This window comes from Flavobacterium orientale, assembly GCF_014638005.1.
Classification (GTDB): Bacteria; Bacteroidota; Bacteroidia; order Flavobacteriales; family Flavobacteriaceae; genus Flavobacterium; species Flavobacterium orientale.
The window spans coordinates 1-19,223 of record NZ_BMFG01000018.1 but is presented as its reverse complement, the minus strand read 5'-3'; the positions used below and the strand labels follow the sequence as shown (position 1 = coordinate 19,223).

The 19,223-nt window shown below is 33.2% G+C and carries 21 protein-coding genes; 17 read left to right on the top strand and 4 right to left on the bottom strand.

Features of this window, described 5'->3' with window-relative positions; genetic code table 11:
• Positions 1 to 726 precede the first annotated feature (726 nt).
• The 16 genes from IEV15_RS14310 to IEV15_RS14235 all read left to right on the top strand — a co-directional run bounded on the left by IEV15_RS14310 (position 727) and on the right by IEV15_RS14235 (position 13,359).
• Positions 727 to 1,380, top strand: coding sequence for a carboxypeptidase-like regulatory domain-containing protein (locus IEV15_RS14310; RefSeq protein ID WP_188363227.1), 654 nt, complete (start codon positions 727 to 729; stop codon positions 1,378 to 1,380).
• A 141-nt stretch (positions 1,381 to 1,521) separates the two neighbouring features.
• Positions 1,522 to 1,986: a hypothetical protein gene (locus IEV15_RS14305; protein ID WP_188363226.1), complete on the top strand. Its 465-nt coding sequence runs from the start codon at positions 1,522 to 1,524 to the stop codon at positions 1,984 to 1,986.
• Positions 1,987 to 2,169: 183 nt separating this feature from the next.
• Positions 2,170 to 2,979, top strand: coding sequence for a HEAT repeat domain-containing protein (locus tag IEV15_RS14300; RefSeq protein WP_188363225.1), 810 nt, complete (start codon positions 2,170 to 2,172; stop codon positions 2,977 to 2,979).
• A 172-nt stretch (positions 2,980 to 3,151) separates the two neighbouring features.
• Positions 3,152 to 3,799, top strand: a complete 648-nt coding sequence (locus tag IEV15_RS14295; RefSeq protein ID WP_188363224.1) for a DUF3885 domain-containing protein — start codon at positions 3,152 to 3,154, stop codon at positions 3,797 to 3,799.
• A 415-nt stretch (positions 3,800 to 4,214) separates the two neighbouring features.
• Positions 4,215 to 4,628, top strand: a complete 414-nt coding sequence (locus IEV15_RS14290; protein ID WP_188363223.1) for a hypothetical protein — start codon at positions 4,215 to 4,217, stop codon at positions 4,626 to 4,628.
• 212 nt (positions 4,629 to 4,840) lie between these two features.
• The gene (locus tag IEV15_RS14285) at positions 4,841 to 5,179 is read left to right on the top strand and encodes a type II toxin-antitoxin system RelE/ParE family toxin (protein WP_188363222.1); all 339 of its coding nucleotides are present in this window, start codon (positions 4,841 to 4,843) and stop codon (positions 5,177 to 5,179) included.
• A 4-nt stretch (positions 5,180 to 5,183) separates the two neighbouring features.
• Entirely contained in the window at positions 5,184 to 5,495 is a 312-nt protein-coding gene (locus IEV15_RS14280) for a helix-turn-helix domain-containing protein (RefSeq protein WP_188363221.1), read from the top strand.
• A 128-nt stretch (positions 5,496 to 5,623) separates the two neighbouring features.
• A complete protein-coding gene (locus IEV15_RS14275; RefSeq protein WP_188363220.1) occupies positions 5,624 to 6,193 on the top strand; it encodes a hypothetical protein in 570 nt (189 codons plus the stop codon).
• Between the two features lie 232 nt (positions 6,194 to 6,425).
• Complete coding sequence (locus IEV15_RS14270; protein WP_188363219.1) at positions 6,426 to 6,725, top strand: hypothetical protein; 300 nt, start codon at positions 6,426 to 6,428, stop codon at positions 6,723 to 6,725.
• Between the two features lie 5 nt (positions 6,726 to 6,730).
• Positions 6,731 to 7,021 carry a hypothetical protein gene (locus tag IEV15_RS14265; RefSeq protein ID WP_188363218.1) on the top strand — a complete coding sequence of 97 codons (291 nt, stop codon included), beginning with the start codon at positions 6,731 to 6,733 and terminating at the stop codon, positions 7,019 to 7,021.
• 164 nt (positions 7,022 to 7,185) lie between these two features.
• Positions 7,186 to 7,785: a hypothetical protein gene (locus IEV15_RS14260; RefSeq protein WP_188363217.1), complete on the top strand. Its 600-nt coding sequence runs from the start codon at positions 7,186 to 7,188 to the stop codon at positions 7,783 to 7,785.
• Positions 7,757 to 8,881, top strand: coding sequence for a YARHG domain-containing protein (locus IEV15_RS14255; protein ID WP_188363216.1), 1,125 nt, complete (start codon positions 7,757 to 7,759; stop codon positions 8,879 to 8,881). The genes IEV15_RS14260 and IEV15_RS14255 overlap by 29 nt, the downstream gene beginning before the upstream one ends.
• A gap of 233 nt (positions 8,882 to 9,114) precedes the next feature.
• A complete protein-coding gene (locus tag IEV15_RS14250) occupies positions 9,115 to 10,083 on the top strand; it encodes a toxin-antitoxin system YwqK family antitoxin (protein WP_188363215.1) in 969 nt (322 codons plus the stop codon).
• Between the two features lie 234 nt (positions 10,084 to 10,317).
• Positions 10,318 to 11,883: an IS1182 family transposase gene (locus IEV15_RS14245; protein ID WP_229734168.1), complete on the top strand. Its 1,566-nt coding sequence runs from the start codon at positions 10,318 to 10,320 to the stop codon at positions 11,881 to 11,883.
• A 186-nt stretch (positions 11,884 to 12,069) separates the two neighbouring features.
• The gene (locus IEV15_RS14240) at positions 12,070 to 12,597 is read left to right on the top strand and encodes a hypothetical protein (protein ID WP_188363214.1); all 528 of its coding nucleotides are present in this window, start codon (positions 12,070 to 12,072) and stop codon (positions 12,595 to 12,597) included.
• Positions 12,598 to 12,714: 117 nt separating this feature from the next.
• The gene (locus IEV15_RS14235; RefSeq protein WP_188363213.1) at positions 12,715 to 13,359 is read left to right on the top strand and encodes a DUF6000 family protein; all 645 of its coding nucleotides are present in this window, start codon (positions 12,715 to 12,717) and stop codon (positions 13,357 to 13,359) included.
• Between the two features lie 21 nt (positions 13,360 to 13,380).
• On the opposite strand, the gene IEV15_RS14230 is transcribed toward IEV15_RS14235, so the two are convergent.
• The 3 genes from IEV15_RS14230 to IEV15_RS14220 form a co-directional block, all read right to left on the bottom strand.
• Positions 13,381 to 13,890: a PH domain-containing protein gene (locus IEV15_RS14230; protein WP_188363212.1), complete on the bottom strand. Its 510-nt coding sequence runs from the start codon at positions 13,888 to 13,890 to the stop codon at positions 13,381 to 13,383.
• 743 nt (positions 13,891 to 14,633) lie between these two features.
• Positions 14,634 to 15,830: an LETM1-related biofilm-associated protein gene (locus tag IEV15_RS14225; protein WP_188363211.1), complete on the bottom strand. Its 1,197-nt coding sequence runs from the start codon at positions 15,828 to 15,830 to the stop codon at positions 14,634 to 14,636.
• 15 nt (positions 15,831 to 15,845) lie between these two features.
• Positions 15,846 to 16,934 carry a M42 family metallopeptidase gene (locus IEV15_RS14220; RefSeq protein ID WP_188363210.1) on the bottom strand — a complete coding sequence of 363 codons (1,089 nt, stop codon included), beginning with the start codon at positions 16,932 to 16,934 and terminating at the stop codon, positions 15,846 to 15,848.
• Between the two features lie 81 nt (positions 16,935 to 17,015).
• On the opposite strand from IEV15_RS14220, the gene IEV15_RS14215 reads away from it, so the two are divergent.
• Positions 17,016 to 17,699, top strand: a complete 684-nt coding sequence (locus tag IEV15_RS14215) for a DUF4294 domain-containing protein (protein WP_188363209.1) — start codon at positions 17,016 to 17,018, stop codon at positions 17,697 to 17,699.
• 347 nt (positions 17,700 to 18,046) lie between these two features.
• On the opposite strand, the gene IEV15_RS14210 is transcribed toward IEV15_RS14215, so the two are convergent.
• Positions 18,047 to 18,793 carry a hypothetical protein gene (locus IEV15_RS14210; protein ID WP_188363208.1) on the bottom strand — a complete coding sequence of 249 codons (747 nt, stop codon included), beginning with the start codon at positions 18,791 to 18,793 and terminating at the stop codon, positions 18,047 to 18,049.
• Positions 18,794 to 19,223: the final 430 nt, after the last annotated feature.

Here is a 19,223-nt window from a genome sequence, read left to right as displayed (position 1 = left end):
TGTAAATGAACTTGATAGAGCATTTTTGGGGTGAGTTCTTTTTTTCCTTGCATGACTAAAATTACAAAAAATGAATCTTTTTTGCAAGATTTTTTTGGTATATTTGGGGAGTTGTGCAACAAGCACAACCGCTTGCATCAATTGCTGGGCTTGTGCTTGCGTTTCTTTCTTCGTGGAAAATACACCCGATAGTGCGAGCGTAATGTCATTAAGTTAAGGATTTTGTAATTAGTAAAAGTCACACAAAGCTTATCACGCCCAGTTTGTCACCCAAACGAAGGCCCTAGGTCGAAAACCCCATAATCCACATCCGACAAAGCTTATCACGCCCAGTTTGTCATCCTGACGAAGGAAGGATCTCATAATCCAAGTCACACAAAGCTAATCACGCCCTATTTTTGTCATTCCGAGAGATGTCTAAGACGACATAGACAGGAGCGATAGCGAACTGGCGAAGCAAACCTCCTACGCAGTAGGCAGGTACACCAATAGTTGTCACCCTAACGAATGCCTGTCCGCCGAGGTGGAAAGGATCTCATAATCCAAGTCACACAATGCTTATGCCTCCACTAGTGCCATAATCTCGCTCTTACCCACAAACGATTTCCTAAAAGCCTAAAAAGTGTATATATTTGATGATATTTACTAGTTATCTGTAACTTTATGAAAAACAGCAGTCTAAAAATAACGATTGATAATCCTTGTAACAAGATAAATTGGACGACAATGTCTGATTTTGAAAGGGGAAAGTTTTGCAGTATTTGTGCTAAAAGTGTAACGGACTTTACCAAAATGACAGACGAACAAATTATTAATTTTTTAAACAATAAGGAAGAATCAATTTGTGCCAGGCTAAATCGTAACCAAATGAATAGGGTTTTGAAAACCTATAAAACCAATAAAATAAAGAGTTGGAATAAAATTGCAGCAACTTTTGCTTTAATGTCATTAGCAACGGTAAGTTATTCAAATACTACTGAATTCAACAATTTTAAGATAGAATTGAATAGTAATGATTTATCTGAAAATAAAAAAGACAATAAAAATCAAACAAGTTCAAGTGACAGTATTCGTAAAATAATAAAGGGAAAAGTCGTTGATGAGGATTTAGAATATCCGGTTAAAACATCAGTAATTATTAAAGGTACAAAAATTAAAACCAAGACTGATGCTTCAGGAAATTTTCAAATAGTAATTCCCAAAAATTATAAGAAAGAAGAAATAACACTTTTAATTAAATCTACAGGATTAGAAGATGACACTGAGATAAAAATACAAATTTCAGAATTGCCAAAATACGACTTAATAATAAAGAAGAACGGAATGATGATAGGTGAGATAATTAAAAAACGAAAAAGGTGGTGGCAGTTTTGGAAATAAATAGAAAAGTTAAAGATAACAGCTCCCACGTGAAAGCATCTCGCCCGTACCCAAAATCAATAAATTTCCTAAAAGCATAAAAAGTGTATATATTTGATGATATTTACTAGTTATGCGGCATTTTAAGACAACACGACAAAAATGAAACAATTAACATGGAAACTAATTTTACCTTTGACTGTAATTTCCTTTGGGACAATTACAAAATGGTGGTATACTTTACCTGTTGACGCACCTGACACTTTGTATAGCGGTTTCCCATTTCCATTTGTTGGTGACGGCTGGCACACTTCAATGTCGTTACAAATTTTTGTCATAGAACTAATTGCCGACATTCTTATTTATTTCTTTATTTGGTTTGCAATAGTGTTTTGTATCAACAAATACTTGATAAAAATAAAGACATACAAAATCGTGACAATTGGACTTTGGACAATTTCGGGAATTATAATTATTGGGGCATCATACATAGCAAGTTTCCCCGAACATATTTTTCACTTTAAACGACCTTATGACATGGAAATAATGGAGACTGGATACAAGTTTCTTTGGCAGCATACCGAACGACCTGACTATTATAAATATCACCCAGAAAAAAAAGAATGAATAAAAAACGACCGCATAACAGGCGTTTGGCAAAAAAGCGGGTTCAGTGCTTAAATGAAGCTTTGTGCTTCGTATCAAGTTCAGTGCTGGCAGAAAGTTTCGTGCTTCGAAATCCGCTTCTTCGCCAAGCGCCAAAACGTTGTGCATCATTTTAGCCAAACGAAATCTTAAAACTAAATTTAAATGAGTTTAACTGATTATTCCAACGAAAAACTATTTGACAGGATTTTGAATAATAAGTCAAATGAAAATTACTGGAAATATATTAGTGAATTAAGAAAACGAAAAACAAAAGATATTTTTGAAAAGAGTATTGAGTTAACGAAATCGGAAATATCAAAAGAAAAAATTATCGCAATAAATATATTAGCTCAATTTGGATATCCAAGATTACATCAAAAAGAAATTTTAAAAACATATTTTAATTTACTTAAAACTGAAAAAGACAAGAATGTAATTAGCTCAATACTTTATGCAATTGGACATAACAATGATAATTTAACAGAAAAGCAGATTGACATAGTTTGTTCTTTTAAAAATCATAAAAGTGTTAATGTCAGACACGGTTTAGTTTCAGCAATTCTTACAATTGATAAAACAAAACCAATAATTACATTAATTCAATTAACTAAAGATAAAGATTCAGACATTAGAGATTGGGCAACATTTGGAATTGGAACACAAATTGAAACCGATAATCCTATAATTCGAGAAACTTTGTGGAAAAGAATAAATGATTCTGATGAAAACACTCGATTTGAAGCAATTATTGGACTAGCTAAACGAAAAGACGAAAAGATTAAAGATGTTTTAAAAAATGAACTTCTAAAAATTGATGAATTTGGCTCATTGATTTTGGAAGCAATAGAAGAGTTTAACGATAAAGAATTTATTATCTTAATTGAAGAACAGATTAAAAGAAATAAAGTACTCAAAAAAGTGAATGGAGATTGGCTCTTGGAAACATTAGAAAAATTAAAAAAAACTGAATAAAAAAACGAACGCAAAAAAGCGGTTTGCTTCAATGGCTACTTCCGGATTTTCCTACGGAAAATCCGCTGCTCAATGGAATGTTTTGTTATATTTGTAATGGCTTGGTGTTGGTTCAACGCCACTGAAAGCAAGCCTCATGACGTTATCGGACATTTAAAAAGACCACAACAACTTGACAACAAAACAAGAATATAGAAAATTTTTAAACGACAATTTCAAAGGACTAAGACTACGGAAACCTTTGTTTTATAGTTGGGACTTCGGACTTCGCTTTGACTTACAAGTTGGTAAAACCGACACAGACGAATATTTTCAAGAAGTAACAAGACGAGCTTCGACAATTTTCAAAACTGCATTTGCCGATTCCGATAATTTGTTTTTGGTATTTATGGACTACAAATACAAACGCAGAAAAATCAGATTTTCAAACTTTTCATTTAAGCAAATTAACAGTTTAGAGAAGACCGAAATAAGTTACTCGAAAGAGTTACAACTTTATGAACCAGACGACAAATTTGACATTAGGAATATTGCAATTATTAAATTAGCTACTGACAGAATTAATTATAAAAATATTCTAAAAGCAATTGGGCATACTGACTTTCCGTCAAGACAACCACGACTTGATCAAAACGGTTTTCTAACAGGAAAAGAAATTTACTTTGTTAATATTGACAAGAAACTTATCTTTCATATGTATGACGACAGGGGTCTTGACATTATTTCGGCTGACAAAGAAACCTTACGACCAATTTATAAAAAACATAACGACTGGATACTTGACTATGACAGAGAACAAATTGACAAACAGTTTGAATAGAAAAACCCTCCCGCTCGTGCCTATTGTCATTAAGGTAAGGATTTTGTAGCTTGAAAAAGTCAAACAAAGCTTATCACGCCCAGTTTGTCACCCTAACGAATGCCTGTCCGCCGAGGTGGAAAGGATCTCATAATCCAATTTGCATAAAGCTAATCACGCCCAGTTTGTCATCCTGACGAAGGAAGGATATCATAATCCAAGTCACACAATGCTTATGCCTCCACTAGTGCCATAATCTCGCTCTTACCCACAAATGCATTTCCTAAAAGTATAAAAAGTTTATATATTTGATGTTATTTACAAGTTTGTGGTAATTTTAGAAAGATAATCTAACATTTGAAAGATAAATAAATCTACAACCAAACATTTAGTTTGAAAAAATTAATAATCCAAAAAAAATATAACTACTAACTACGTGGAGAATTCAGAAATAGCCCAAAAAATTAAAAAGTATCACTCTGACGAAATTAGACTAATTCTTTTTATTTGTGCAACAGATTTGACTAAATATTCTGACGACGAATTAGTTAATTTTACAGAAGACATTGAAGGTAGAATTGAAGTTTTATTTGAACCCACATTTTTATCTTCTATATCTGACTATATACAAATTGACAAAGGTATAATTAAAGACTTCCATAAATTAAGAAATACTTTGACAAACTTATATTCAAGTCAATGGCATAAAAAAATGAAAGATAACAAAACATACTGGTTTAAAGTAAATAATTTGTCATTGGACATTTTACAGAAGTTAAGGCTTAACTATATTGAACCGTTGACTTTCATTGAAAATAACTTTGAAGTAGATTGGATATATGAAATATGACGATAAAAAACTGCTACCAATCGAGTAGACTGCATCCGCTGGTGCCAACGTCTCGCTCATCCCCACAATCAATAAATTTCCAAAAAGCATAAAGTTATATATTTGATGATATTTACTAGTTATGCTTCAGCAATTCGCCCCGAAATTCTAAGAAAATTTGTTTCTTAAAAAGGAAACTTATATCTTTGCCGAAAATAATTTAAAAGTGTCAAATGGATTATAAATTCAAAGTTGAATTTCTTGAACCTGTAATGGAATTTTTGGAAAGTTTAGATCAAAAGTCGAGAGAAAAAATACTTTACAATATTTGGAAATCAAGAAGTGTAAATGATAACGAATTATTTAAAAAACTTGATGGGGAAATATGGGAATTTAGAACTTTGTACAATAAGCAGTATATTAGATTACTTGCTTTTTGGGACAAATCCAACAAGCTAGATACAATTGTAGTTTCGTCAAATGGTTTTATAAAGAAAACAGACAAAACTCCAAAAGCAGAAATAGAAAAAGCAGAAGCTTTAAGAATAAAATATTTTAACGAAAAAAAATAATAGTATGAAAACATATAGTTTAGATGAAGTAACTGATAAATTCGTTGGAAAAAAAGGAACTCAAAATAGAGATGCTTTTGAAAATGAATTGAAGCTTGAACTTATTGGTCAAACAATTAAGCAAATTCGCAAAGACAGAAACTTGACTCAAGAACAATTAGGCGAATTAGTTGGTGTAAAAAAAGCACAAATTTCGAAAATTGAAAATAGCTTAACTGACGCACGATTTGATACAATATTGAAAGTTTTCAAAGCACTAAACGCAAAGGTTAATTTCAATGTGGAGTTGCTAAATCAGAAAGTTGCAAATTTATAAATAAATTGCCGAACGTCCCTGTAAGTGCAACCGTCTCGCTCATCACCACAATCAATAAATTTCCTAAAAGCATAAAAAGTGTATATATTTGATGAGATTTACTAGTTATGTGCAAATTAAAACAAACAATGAAAAAATTTTTTATTCTCATTATTCTAGCTTTTGGAAGTAATAACATTCAAGCTCAAAAAACAATATCATTAGAAGCAGAAGGAAATTTAGAATCGCCAAATCCTTGTGAATGTGTTGAATTATCAAAAATTACGAATGAACACAATCCTGCTGACATATTAATTGGTATGGGAAAATGCATTGAACAAAAAGAATTTGAAAAAGCGGCAAAACTATTTGCTATTGCTGGTGTTTATGGAAGATATGATTCTTACAGAGTAAAAGACAAAAGTGCACATCAAGCATTATTAGTTCTTCAACAAAATATTCTAATGAACATAAGTGAAGAGGATAAAAAAGAAATGATAAGCAGTCTTGATAATTTATTTGTTAGAGGTTCAGAAGCTTTACGCACTGTTTGTCAATCCATTCAAGAAGTTGGAATTCCAAAATACTATCCAAAATATATGATTCAACACGGAATTCAAGCTTTTATTGAAAAAGATGGAAATGGACTAATCGAGGATTTTAATAGTGAAGAATCTTGGAATTTGACTCTGAAAAATTATCTACATTGTGGAGAATAAAAATCTGTACATAACACCGTGTATAAAAAAAATGCTAGTTTTAGCTAACCCCGCTAGTGCCAGCGTCTCGCTCGTACCAATTATCTAATTCCCCCAGCTCCTGCGAGCGTCTCGCTCCTAACCAAATTAATAAATTTTTTAAAAGCATAAAAAGTTTAACATTTGAAGTTAGTTACTAGTTAGCGGCAATTAACTCGCTAAATTTAATAAAGTTGCCTAAAAAGTTGATTATATGAATTATAAAAATTTTATTGCAGAAAATAAATTAGCATTTGTTATATCATTAATTTATGTATCTCTTGGAACATTATCTATTTGCTCAGTTTATCCGAAAGACTTTTTTTATGGAAATTGGTCCTTATATGGATTGCTGATAACTTTTCCTGTTTCTGTAATTAGTTTTGGCTACAGATATGCTGAGTCAGATTCACTAATTCCAGTTTTTATTATACAAATAGCAATGTTTATATTAACCTTTTTGATTTTAAGCAAGTTTATAAAAAGTAAAAAACAAAATCATATTAATATTTAAAGACCGTGGCAAATAATCAAATTATTGAAAGTTTAGAAGTTCTGAAAAAATTCTTTGAAGAGCATAAAATAAATGGATGGGTAAAACGAACTGAAGTCGCAATAGAGAAATTAGAAGAAAATAATGGAAACTCAAAAAGCATTATGAATGATTTTATTGGTGCTGGAATGGGTTCTTTAATTGATCTATATGTTTGTGAAGATAATGGTCATGTACTTAAACAAAATGAATTTGAAACAAATAATAAATTGATTAAGTTGACAGAAGAAATTCTAACAATTAAAAACAGATTATAAAATAAAAACTGCCACTAATCGAGTAGACTGCCCTGTCAGAAACTGACAGGGAGAGCCTCCCCCCGATAACTATGCCAGCGTCTCACTCATACCCACAAATGATTTCCTAAAAGCATAAAAGTGTATATTTGATGATAACTAGTACGTACCACACATTTTAAAAAATGACAGCGATAATAATATTCATAGGATTTATAATAGGACTGAATTGCATTCCACTTCTGACTAAGACAACCTTTCCGACAGTTGAAAAATTAATTGGAAGAATTTTGATCGCTTCAACAATTTTGTTTTTAATAGTAATGATTTTGGAGTTTAATGGATACAAACTAAAAGGACTTTATAGCTTTTCGACAATTGGTTGGACATTTATTGTTTCGACAATCTTGTTTTTCGCTTTATTCAAAAACACAAAAAAGAAAATGTTGACCGTTTTTCTTCTGATACCTTTAATCGTTTTGAGCATTCTGACACTTATTCTCAGACAAGTTGTGTATCAACAAAAAATTGACGAAACCAACAAAATATCAGTTTCCACAAATGGATTTTTAGCTTGCGGTGAAATCATAAATATTACTCAAACAAGGTTTGGGATTTTTGACAAAGAGGTTTTTCATAGTGACAACCTTTGTTTAATTGGAATTAATAAAATTGAGATTATCAAATTTGACGACAAACACGCTGAATTTTTAATTTATCACAACGGACTAAATGACTCTGAAAACCCATACAAGTATGACTTGGAAAGAAAAAACGTGTGGTAACAGCACTCATTATATGAAGACAGCGATAACAACAATATTGACACTCATTTTGACAATTTCCGTTTACGGGAATGACGGAGTTTATTTGACTCGTGGTGGAGTGATTTACCCGACAAAAGAGAGTAAAATTTCACTCGACAGAGAAGTTTTATCATTCAGTGTTCAGGACAAAATTTGTCGAGTTGACATTCTTTTCGAGTTTAACAACCCTGAAAATGTAGAAAGGAAACTAATGATTGGTTTTCAAGCACCGACAGCAGTTGGTGACGTGTCTGAAAATAGTTCCAATACCAACCAAATTGCCGACTTTATAATTTTAGCAAATGGACAAATACTTCCTTACCAACTCAAAGCAGCAGAATGCGAAGACTGTGAACTAAAAGAACCAAAGGACTTTCAATTTTCACAATTTGAACAAGGCGTTTTTGTTTATCTGTTCGAGTTGACATTTAAGCCCGGACTTAACAAAATAAATCATAGTTACTCTTTTCCTGCAAGTTCAAACGTAGAATTTGACCAATTTTATAATTACATTTTAACAACAGGTGCTAAATGGGCAGGTGGGACAATTAAAAACTTGACCATAAATTTTGACTTGGGAAGCAACAAATATTTTTACGTTAATGACATTTTTGGAGAGAATGCAAATTGGTCAATTATTGGTAGTGGGAAGGTAACGGGTAAAAAATTTGACAATAATGAAGACAACGGCAGAATGGTAAGAATTCTATCAGGTAGACTTCAAATTGAAGTTTCAAATTTCAAACCTGAAAAGAATATAGAGTTTGGAATAATTTGCGAAAATTCATTTATCACTCGACCAACGGACCTTGAAAAATTAAAAGAAGGAAAGGTGTTTGGCATTTGTAGTTTAAGTTTAGAAAAAGAAATAAAATACTCGAAAGAGACTTTGAAAATTTTGAGAAATACTGTTTATGCTCAATATTGTTACTCCTTTAATAGCAAAGATTTGAAAGATTACTTTGCTCAATTTGAGTGGTATATTCCAGACCCTAACTTGACAATGGAACAAATTAAAATGACAGAGGAAGAAAAGAAATTTATTGATGAAATTGTAATACAAGAAAAAGAATAACAATCTGATAGCTCAAAAATAGTTCTAGCGTCTCGCTCATCCACAATCAATAAATTTCCTAAAAGCATTAAAAGTGTATATATTTGATGAGATTTACTAGTTATGTGCCCCCGCTAGTGCGAGCGTCTCGCTCGTACCCACAAATAAATTTCCTAAAAGCATATAAAGTTTATATATTTTATGTTATTTACAAGTTGCAAACAATTGAAAAAAATAAAAACCCACAGTATAATATGAAAAGACTATTTTTAGGATTACTGACTGCATTGACAGTTAACATTTCATTCGGACAACAAACCGTAAAACTTGATTATTGTAATTGCCAAGAAAAGATTGAACAGATTTCTCCTGTTTTAAATGGACAATTTGAACTTAAATGCAACGGATTATTGATTGAAAAAGGGGAATTCGTCAATGGATTAAAAAATGGAGAGTGGATAACCTATAGCAGAAAAGGTAAATTGATTCGAAAACTGAATTATAACAATGGATTGCTTCATGGAAAGGTTGAATTGTTTTATGTTAATGGCAAACCGAAAGTTGCAGGGCAGTTTGATAAAGGAAGCAAAATTGGGAAATGGATTTATTATACGGATAAAGGTATGGTACTTTCTGAAGGTAGCTATGATTCCAATAAACCAATTGATACATGGATAATAAATGATAAGAAAGGAAAAAAGCTAGTTGTTCAATATGATTTTAACTCTAAAAAACACCTGCTTAATAGTCCGACTCCATTTCATAAGGATGGAGATATAATACAAAATGGAAATACTGAAGAATGGTATATTCTGAAATCACCAGATTTAAAGTATTCTTCAAAGTCTGAGCCATTAGGTGGATATGCTTTTGCAAATTACATGTTTATTGAATTAGTTGAAGTTCCTGAAAACTTATGGGACACTTATTTATATCAAAAGTATAAGGTCTCATTTAAAATAGCATCAGATAATAACGCTACCTTCGAAAGTCAATTAATTACAGGAAACTTACCTGATAAGAAATTGGAGCTAACTTTCTTGATAATGACTAATCCGCCCTCTAAGATTAAAAGGGTTGAACATTCTGATTTTCAAATAAAGCTTATAGATTTAAAGATTAAGGAAGCATTGAGTTTAATGCCACCTTGGATTTATAATGAGCAATCTGATATTGATTTGTATATTCACTATGTGATTAATCAGAATTTACAAAGACAATAAAATCAACTTTTGGCAACATCATGTATAAAACATTGGGGTTTAAGTGGTTGTGCGAAGTATTCTGCCCCGCATCAGCATTTGCAACGGCAGAAAGAGACGAAGACCGCAATCTCCAACGTTTTATACATGGACCGTCAAACTGTCTAAAAACCCTCTTTCCTTTTATTTATATCATTTGTATTAAAACCCTCTCAATTTATTTGCGTATCTCGTTGTTATTCAGTATATTTAGCTATGAAATTTATCAACGGAACCAACAGAAACCAACTTCCGCTTTTTGCTTCTTCGATAGATGATGCGATAGCACAGGATAACCAAGTTAGGCTTATTGATCTTTTTGTTGACAGTCTTACACTGTCTGATTATGGGTTTGCTTTTGACTTTGTGGAAAACGGAAGACCTTCCTATCATCCATCAGATTTACTTAAACTTTTTATTTACGGCTATCTGAATCGGATGCGTTCTTCTAGAACCTTGGAGAAAGAATGCTCTCGTAACATTGAACTCATGTGGCTTTTGAAAGGGCTTGTGCCTGACCACAACACCATTGCTAATTTTAGAAAAGACAATCCCAAGGCTATTGCCCGTGTTTTTAGAGCTACTGTTCAAATGGCTGCTCACTTTGAACTCATTGGTGGTGAATTGGTAGCGGGTGACAGCACAAAACTCAGAGCACAAAACTCAAAGAAAAATAATTTTAATCCCGGAAAAATTGAACGTCACATTGCTTATATCGATGAGAAACTCAAGCAATACAATGAAGCTCTAGCTAAAGAAGATGGTGATGTGGATCAAAAAAAAAGTCTAGTCCATAAAATTAAAAAACACCAACTTCAAAAACAAAAATACCTTGAGTATCAAAACACCATCGATACTACAGGTGTAACACAAATCTCAACTTCCGATCCCGATAGCAGGCAAATCATGACTCGCAATAACATCTCGGAAGTAGCTTACAATGTGCAAACGGTTGTAGATGCTAAACATAACATTCCGATTGATTTTAAAGTGACCAATGAAAATGATTCAAAGGCTATGGGTGGAATGCTTCGAAGAACTAAAACTATTTTAGGTCACACTAACTTTACAGCTATTTATGACAAAGGCTATCATACCGGTAGCGAGTTTGAGTATGCCAACCGACTTGCTATTGACGTACTGGTTGCCATTCCAACGGTCGCCTCGCACGCTCCTGACACTGCTTTTGATGTGGAATATTTTAATTATGACAAACCAACCGATAGTTATACTTGTCCTGCCAATCAACAACTAACCTCCAACGGAAATTGGTACACTAAGAAAAACGGAAAATCGCTCACCAAAATGAAGCATTATAAAACCAGTGCTTGTATAGCCTGTGATTTGTTTTCTAAATGTACTAAAAATGCCAAAGGCAGACTCATAGAACGTTCTGAGCACGCAGATTTGATTTATCAAAACAAGATTAGAATAGAAAATAATTATGAAACCTATCGCAGAAGGCAAGCCATTGTGGAACATCCCTACGGAACTATAAAAAGACAATGGGACTTTTATTATATCATGACCAAAAAAACACTAAAACATGCCTCGGCTGATGTAGGTCTTATTTTTACTGCCTACAATTTAAAGCGGATTTTTAATTTAATTGACCCAAATATGCTCAAACGGTACCTTAATGTACTTGCTTTATTTTTTTGGTCCTTAAAAGATGTTTTTAAGGCTTTTTACACCCTTTTTATTTTTGAAACAATTGCTTCTTCTTTTTTTAAAAAAGGTTTTTATTGTAAGGTAAAACCAATATATTTACGTAGTAATTAATTCAAATCAGTTCGGATAGAGGTTTTTAGACGAACTGACGTTGTAGGCTATTTTTTTTAAAACCTTATAATAACAGAACTAACTAAGATTTAAATTAAAAGGTAAAGATTTAAAATATTTTATTTTCTTTAGAGAAACTAAAATTTTTCTTATAGTCGTTAAAGCCAACAAATACATTTTAACATAATGAGACATGTTTTAACTTTTATATTTTTGTTTTTCTTTAGCATTTGCTTAGCTCAAGAAAAAGTATATAAATCAAATGAATGTTGTAGTAGAACAGTTACAATCGTAAATGATACGATTTTAAAATATTTTGAAAGAATAGGTAGTTTTACAACTGCAAACACTTTAAATTATAAATTAGATAATGGTGTATATAAAGTTGCTAGGAATCCAAATGAGAATCCTAAAAGTAGTTTTACTCTTGGTAATGATTTAAGTGAATCAGAATTAATCATTTCAAAAGATAGCTTGGTTATAGTAAAAACAGGAGTGGTATTTTATGATGAAAATTATTTAGAACAAAAGTTAGAAAAAGAATTTCTGAATTTTTACATTATAAGAGATAAAAAGATAACATTTATTACCGCATCAATTTTTAATGAATTAAAATTTGGTAATTACACCTTTATTGAGCTTGACAGAAAAAAAGCAAAGAGAAAATATGGAATTGACGAAAAATACAAAACGTTTATTTTAAAGCCTAAGTAAAACTGCCTACAACCACCCGCTAGTGCAATCGTCACGCTCATACCCACAATCAATGCATTTCCTAAAAGCATAAAAAGTGCATATATTTGGTTGATAAACTTGATAGTTGGCTTTAGAATGAACAACAAAGAAATCGAAGCAATAAAATTACACATAGCAGGTGCGACAATTCGACACACGCCACCCTTTGATGACCTAAAGCCGTTTAATAATAACTTTGAGTTAGAAAAAGATTTTATTGACAGATGGATAATTCCATATTATCTTAATATCGGTAATACAAACACTGAATGGATAAATAAGTTAACTACAATTAAACACGAAATCACAACGGATATCATACAAACAAACCTTGGGGACTTCAATTGGCGTAGTAGACAAACAGGAGCTTTTTTTGCTGCAATTACCAACCAAACTCAATTCATTGATAGTATAGGAACGCATTTATTGAAAAGTGAAGTAGCTTTTGCCGGCAAGGTTTACTGTAAGGTCTTTGCTTCATTTAATTTGCCAAAGTGCGTTGATTATTTAAATCTGTATCTTGACTACTACCTAACAAAACACGATTTATGGTTTGAACAAAGAGACGCAATGGAAGCAATTCTGTATTTGGACAAACTTAATGCAACAAATCACTTTGAGAAACATTTTTCATTGTGGACAGAATTCATAAAAAATAAACCAAATTGGGAAGTAGAAATTAAAACTGACAACCTGGAAAAACAATTAAAAATTATAGAAACAGTAAAAACACACATGTAATTTAATAAACTGCTTTGCTCTTTAAATTAACGGTAAAAACTTCTTTTTATATATTATTTTACCATCATCTAAATAATCAATTAGGGTGTCACACAACAAACACGTAATTTTAATTTTAGTATTATTTTTTAAAACAATTTTCACATAATAATATTCAGTCCAAAAAGCAGTAATTAAGTGCTTTTCATATTCTGGGTAACTCAAATAAACAACTATTTTCGCTATCTCACTTTTTTCAAATACAAATTCATTATTTAACTCTTTATAAATGAATTTGTTATAGTTATCGGTTACTAGTAAAATGGAATTACCATTATGTTTTTTGTAATTAAAATACAATATAAAAAGCCATAGAGGGATAAAAGGGATCAACCATAATACGGTGATGAAATAAGATTTGATCAATATAGGAATACTTGCCCCTTGGAAAATAAATATAAATAACATTAAAATTAGTGGACCTACTAACCAAAATAGAATAGGCCTAATTAAATAGTTGCTGCTATAAAATTGAAATGTAAATTTTTTCATAATTAAAATCCTCTTTTTACTAGTACCACATCACAGTCGCATTTAAATGTAATTTATAATCAAAAAACTAAAATAATCAAAAAATCAAAACCCAAAAAACTTAAAAAATCTAAAAACTAAATAATCAAAAAACTTTCAAGCAGTATATAAAAGCACGTCAAACTCCAAAACAGGCACGTCAAACCCCCACTAAGCGATGTCAAACCCGTTCAAAGCGATGTCAAACCCGTACAATGCGATGTCAACACCATTCTGGGCGATGTCAATGCCAATCTAAGCGATGTCAACGCCAATCTAATCAATGTCAACGTCAATCTAACCAACGTCATTGTCAATTTAATCAATGTCAACAGCAATCTGCCTCCCGACAACAACAACCTGCGACCCGTCAACAACGTCCTGGGTACCGTCAATGTCAATCTAAGCCATGTCAATAGCAATCTAACCAATGTAAAAGTTCACCAAAGCAATGTAAAAGTTCATCAAACCAATGTAAAAGTTCACCTAACCAATGTAAAAGTTCATCAAAGCAATGTCATTTTCAATCTACACCATATCAAAGTGCAAATCAAGTGCGTCACTATCAAAAACAAATCCATTTTAATTCGTGTAATTCGTGTAATTCGTGGCAAAAAACAGGAGCGAAGCTCCCCAACCCAATCCACTTAGTGCCTTCTTCCCTTAGCGGCAAAAAACTTTTAAACTTTTAAACCCTTAAACCCTTAAACCCATTACCCCCTCCATCATTGATCCAAATTCTCATTAAAAGTCGAAGGCAATAGCTGCGGAATAAACTTAATCAACAACGGCAACAAAATACCACCACCCGGTAATAAAAAAATAGTCAAAGAAGGGATAGTTTTACAAACATCCAACAACTGCTTCTTCATCCTCTTTTTTTCAGACGAATCCAACTCCCTATGCGTGGAAGCAGCCAACAAAAGAACAAGTTCCTTACTCTCCGATAACTCTTTTTGAAGACGCCTTTTATTTCTCGTAATTAAAAGAATCACATTCTGTGTCGCCTGATCATAAAAATGCTTAATAGGATTCGAGAAATTGAAATAAGGAATCTCTTTTTTATGTTTTTTAATAAAAAAGTCAATTTCAAAATAACTGTCAGCAATAAAATCCGGATTTAATTGAAACAACAACCCAATTTCATTAAAAAATTGAGTCTCAGCAGGCTCTAAAACAGCATCACTCCAAAGTGCCATGCCAACCAAATCCAAAATATAATACTTTTCTAAAGGACTCTTTACTGCCGAAAAATCAATTTTAGACAAAGAGTCAATGGTGCTGTTGGAATATTTGGTGTAGCGTACCGAACTTTCAAACAATTTAATCAGCAAATCATCATACTGCGTTTTTTTACTCTTGTTTTTTAAAGCAAGAGCTACAGTATTAATGATGGTTTCTTCAAATTTTCTTAAGTAATTATTGGAAAGAGCTCCTTCCAAGAGGTATTTTTGAAAAGCCAAAACATCAATAAACAACAAAGCATTCGTAACGATATGCGAAAAGTTCTTATTAATAATGTTGTCATTGGTTTTGACACGCTCATTAATAATTTTCTCCAACCGAATGGAATGGTTTTCGGTGGGAAGTATCTTTTTTAAAAAACTAAAACTCTCAGGTTGCAAAACGGTATAAAAATCCAACAGAGCTTTAATGAAGGCTTGCTCGTCTGATTTTTTAGTGGTAATCTCAAAAATACCATACAAACTGTTCAATAAAGCAATCTTAATAATTTCTTCAGTAGTCGAATCCTTAAACGACAAAGGTTCTCGGGTAGGAATAGCAACTACATGCCCATAGATAAATCCCGTTTTTCGAATAGTAGAATAAAATCCCGCATCGTCAATAGTAGACAATGGTACAGGCAAATAATAATTGCTTATAAATTTTTCGATCCAACCGGTAGTAGAAGGATTTATCATAATGGCAGTTCCGGTTTACTTGAAATAAGAAAAAGAGGCGTTATTTTCTATTTTCAATAAAGTTTCATAAATCAATTTGATAACATTTTCAACATCATCCCGATGCACCATTTCTACAGTGGTATGCATATAACGCAGGGGTAAAGAAATCAAAGCAGAAGCAACACCGCCGTTGCTGTAAGCAAAAGCATCGGTATCGGTACCGGTAACTCGTGACGAAGCCAAACGCTGAAACGGAATTTTATTCGCTTCTGCTGTAGCAATAATCAATTCTCTCAAATTATTTTGCACCGCAGGAGCATAAGTAATTACGGGACCTTTGCCGATTTGTGTTTCACCCTCAATCTTTTTTTCAATCATTGGAGTAGTGGTGTCATGACAAACATCGGTAACTATCGCCACATTCGGACGAATAGTATTGGTAATCATTTCGGCACCTCGCAAACCCACTTCTTCCTGAACGGCATTGGTAATATACAAACCAAAAGGGAGTTTCTTCTTGTTTTCATGAAGCAATCGGGCCACTTGAGCAATCATAAAGCCGCCCATTCTATTATCAATAGCACGGCAAACAAACTTCGACTCATTCAAAATCATAAATTCATCAGGGTAGGTGATAACACAACCAACATGCACACCCATTTTATCAACTTCCTCCTTAGTGGAACAGCCAATATCGATAAACAAATTGTCAATTCGTGCCGTTTCTTCTTTCCCTCGATTTCGGGTGTGAATAGCTGGCCAACCAAAAACACCCTTTACAATTCCTTTTTTGGTATGAATATTGACTCTTTTGGAAGGAGCAATTTGATGGTCAGAACCACCGTTGCGAATAACATAAAGCAAACCATTATCAGTGATATAATTGACATACCAGGAAATTTCATCAGAATGACCTTCAATTACAACCTTATAAGGGGCGTCGGGATTAATAATCCCAACAACAGTGCCATAAGTATCAGTAATAAAAGTGTCAACATAAGGTTTTAAATAATCCATCCATAATTTTTGACCCTCAGATTCATAACCTGTCGGGGAGGCATTGTTTAAATACTGCTCTAAAAAGGTAAGGGATTTTGAATTTAAAATAGATTTTGGTGCCATAGAATATTTTTTTGCTAAATTATAAATAAGATTGCATAATTTACCGTTATTTCTATAATTTTACATACCTTTTTAATAGTTATGAAGTCATACGTTTTTACTTTTCTTTTTCTTTTTTTAGGTTACTCCGGTTTTGCCCAAGAGACAAAAAAAGATTCTACGGTTATTTATTATCTGATTGGTAATGATTCCATACTAAGGTCATCATTAGAATTGGATGAAGTAGTTGTTACCGGAAAAAGCAAAAGCAAATCCGACGAGGACAGAAAAAAATTCCTTCTGCTCCAACGTAGGGTACTAAAAGTATATCCCTATGCAAAATCGGGTGCCGATAATTTGACAATGTTGAATAATAACATGGCCAAATTAAAAACAGAGAAAGAGAAAAAGAAATATTTCAAAATTGTCGAGAAGTATATGGAAAAGGAATTTGAAGCCCAACTCAAAAAACTTTCTCGCAAAGAAGGTCAAATTTTAGTAAAACTGATCCACCGTCAAACCGGCAAATCTACCTTTACTTTAATAAAGGATTTAAAAAGTGGTTGGAAAGCATTCTGGTCCAACAATACAGCCAAACTTTTTGACATCGACCTCAAAACCGAATTCCAACCTTTCGACGTTACAGAAGATTTCCTAATCGAAAGCATCCTGGTTAAAGCTTTTAACGAAGGCCGACTGCAACGCCAACCCGCCGCAATCGCCATCGACTACCCCGAGCTCAGCAAAACATGGAAAGATAAAGTAGAACAATCCAAGAAAGAATAAAAATACCCCCAACGATCCAAAAATCGAATAGTCCAACAATCCAAAACGTAGTGCCTTCTCAACTTCGTGGCAAAACCTAACTTTCCCCGCAAATTCCATGCTTTCCGTGTTTTCTGTCAGAGGAAAAAAGAGCGAAGCTCTAATTAGTGAAAATTAGTGTAATTCGTGGCAAAAAACCGATATTACACTTCAATTTCCCTGTTTTCTGTGAACGAAAAAATCCAACAATCTTTTATTGTTATCATTTCTCTAATTTTTTTAATCTGTGTTCAACCCGCAACCCGAAACCCGCAACCCGAAACCCGCAACTCGTAACCCGCAACCCGCAACCCGTAACCAAAACCACCTCAAACAAAAACCCCCTCCATCACCACATACTTCTCCTCCTTAAACGCATGCCGCACCCCATTCACCTCCTGATAAAACCGTAAAAATACCAAACCAATCGCTGTACCTTCCCCATCAGGAAACGAAGTAGGAGCCAAGGCAATACTTGAAATCACCTCATTTTTTCCTAAAACCAACGGTTCACCGGTCACAAAAGCACTGGCATACGTACTAAATTCAAACCGCATAGCAGCCACTTGAAGCTCCAAATGCGTTGCCCCCTTAGGAAATCGCACCGCTTTCATTGAAAAATTTGGAATACTGAAACCAACACCATCCCATTGAAACGAATAGGGTTGACCCAACACATATTCCAAAGTAGGACCCGGAGTATAAACATAGCCTCGCAACAACGCCTTTCCCGCTTCCGTTAAAACACCCTGCCCAACATGACGCGACCCACGAGTGGAAACCACATCCGAATCTTTAATCTGAGTCATCAAGCTAACCAACCGCTGGTGCATCGTACCATCCTTAAAAAGACGCAAAAAAGAAACCATCGCCATTTTAAAATGCTTCACCGTCTTCATACACCCCGAAAACTCCGAATAATTCTCTCTAGTCCGCTCCATACTCGGACTCTTCCGAATAGCCTCAGCCGTAAAACCGCCTCCCGCGGCACGAACTAAAGGTTCCCCCTTACGTAAATAAAAATTCAAACCACCAATCGTACCTTCAATAATAAGTAATCCTTTCTGTCTAGCCATAATATAAAGAGTAAGTTGCTTTTACCCAAAGCGATTTTAAAGAGCAAAGGTATAGAATAGTTTAGGTATAATCACAATTGTAGTAATTATAATGTAAGTATATTATAATAATATAGTAAGTATATAGTAACCTAAATACAGAAAATACACCTCTTTACTACGATAATGAGCCAGTTATAAGTAAGTGCTAAATAGTGCTACTACTTAGAACCAACAAACCCATCGGCCCAATCCATTACAGCGAAGCAGTTTTCAAGCCCATTTTCAAGTCACAGTTCATTCCGTAAGACACGAGCGTAAGCTAACTGGCGAAGCAATCTCAGCTAATTAAGTTTCGTGTCTTTCTTTCTTAGTGGCAAAAACTAAATAGTGCGTAGCAATCCTTTTCCGTGCTTTCTGAGAGAATAAAGTTCTTCTCGAACTCGCAACC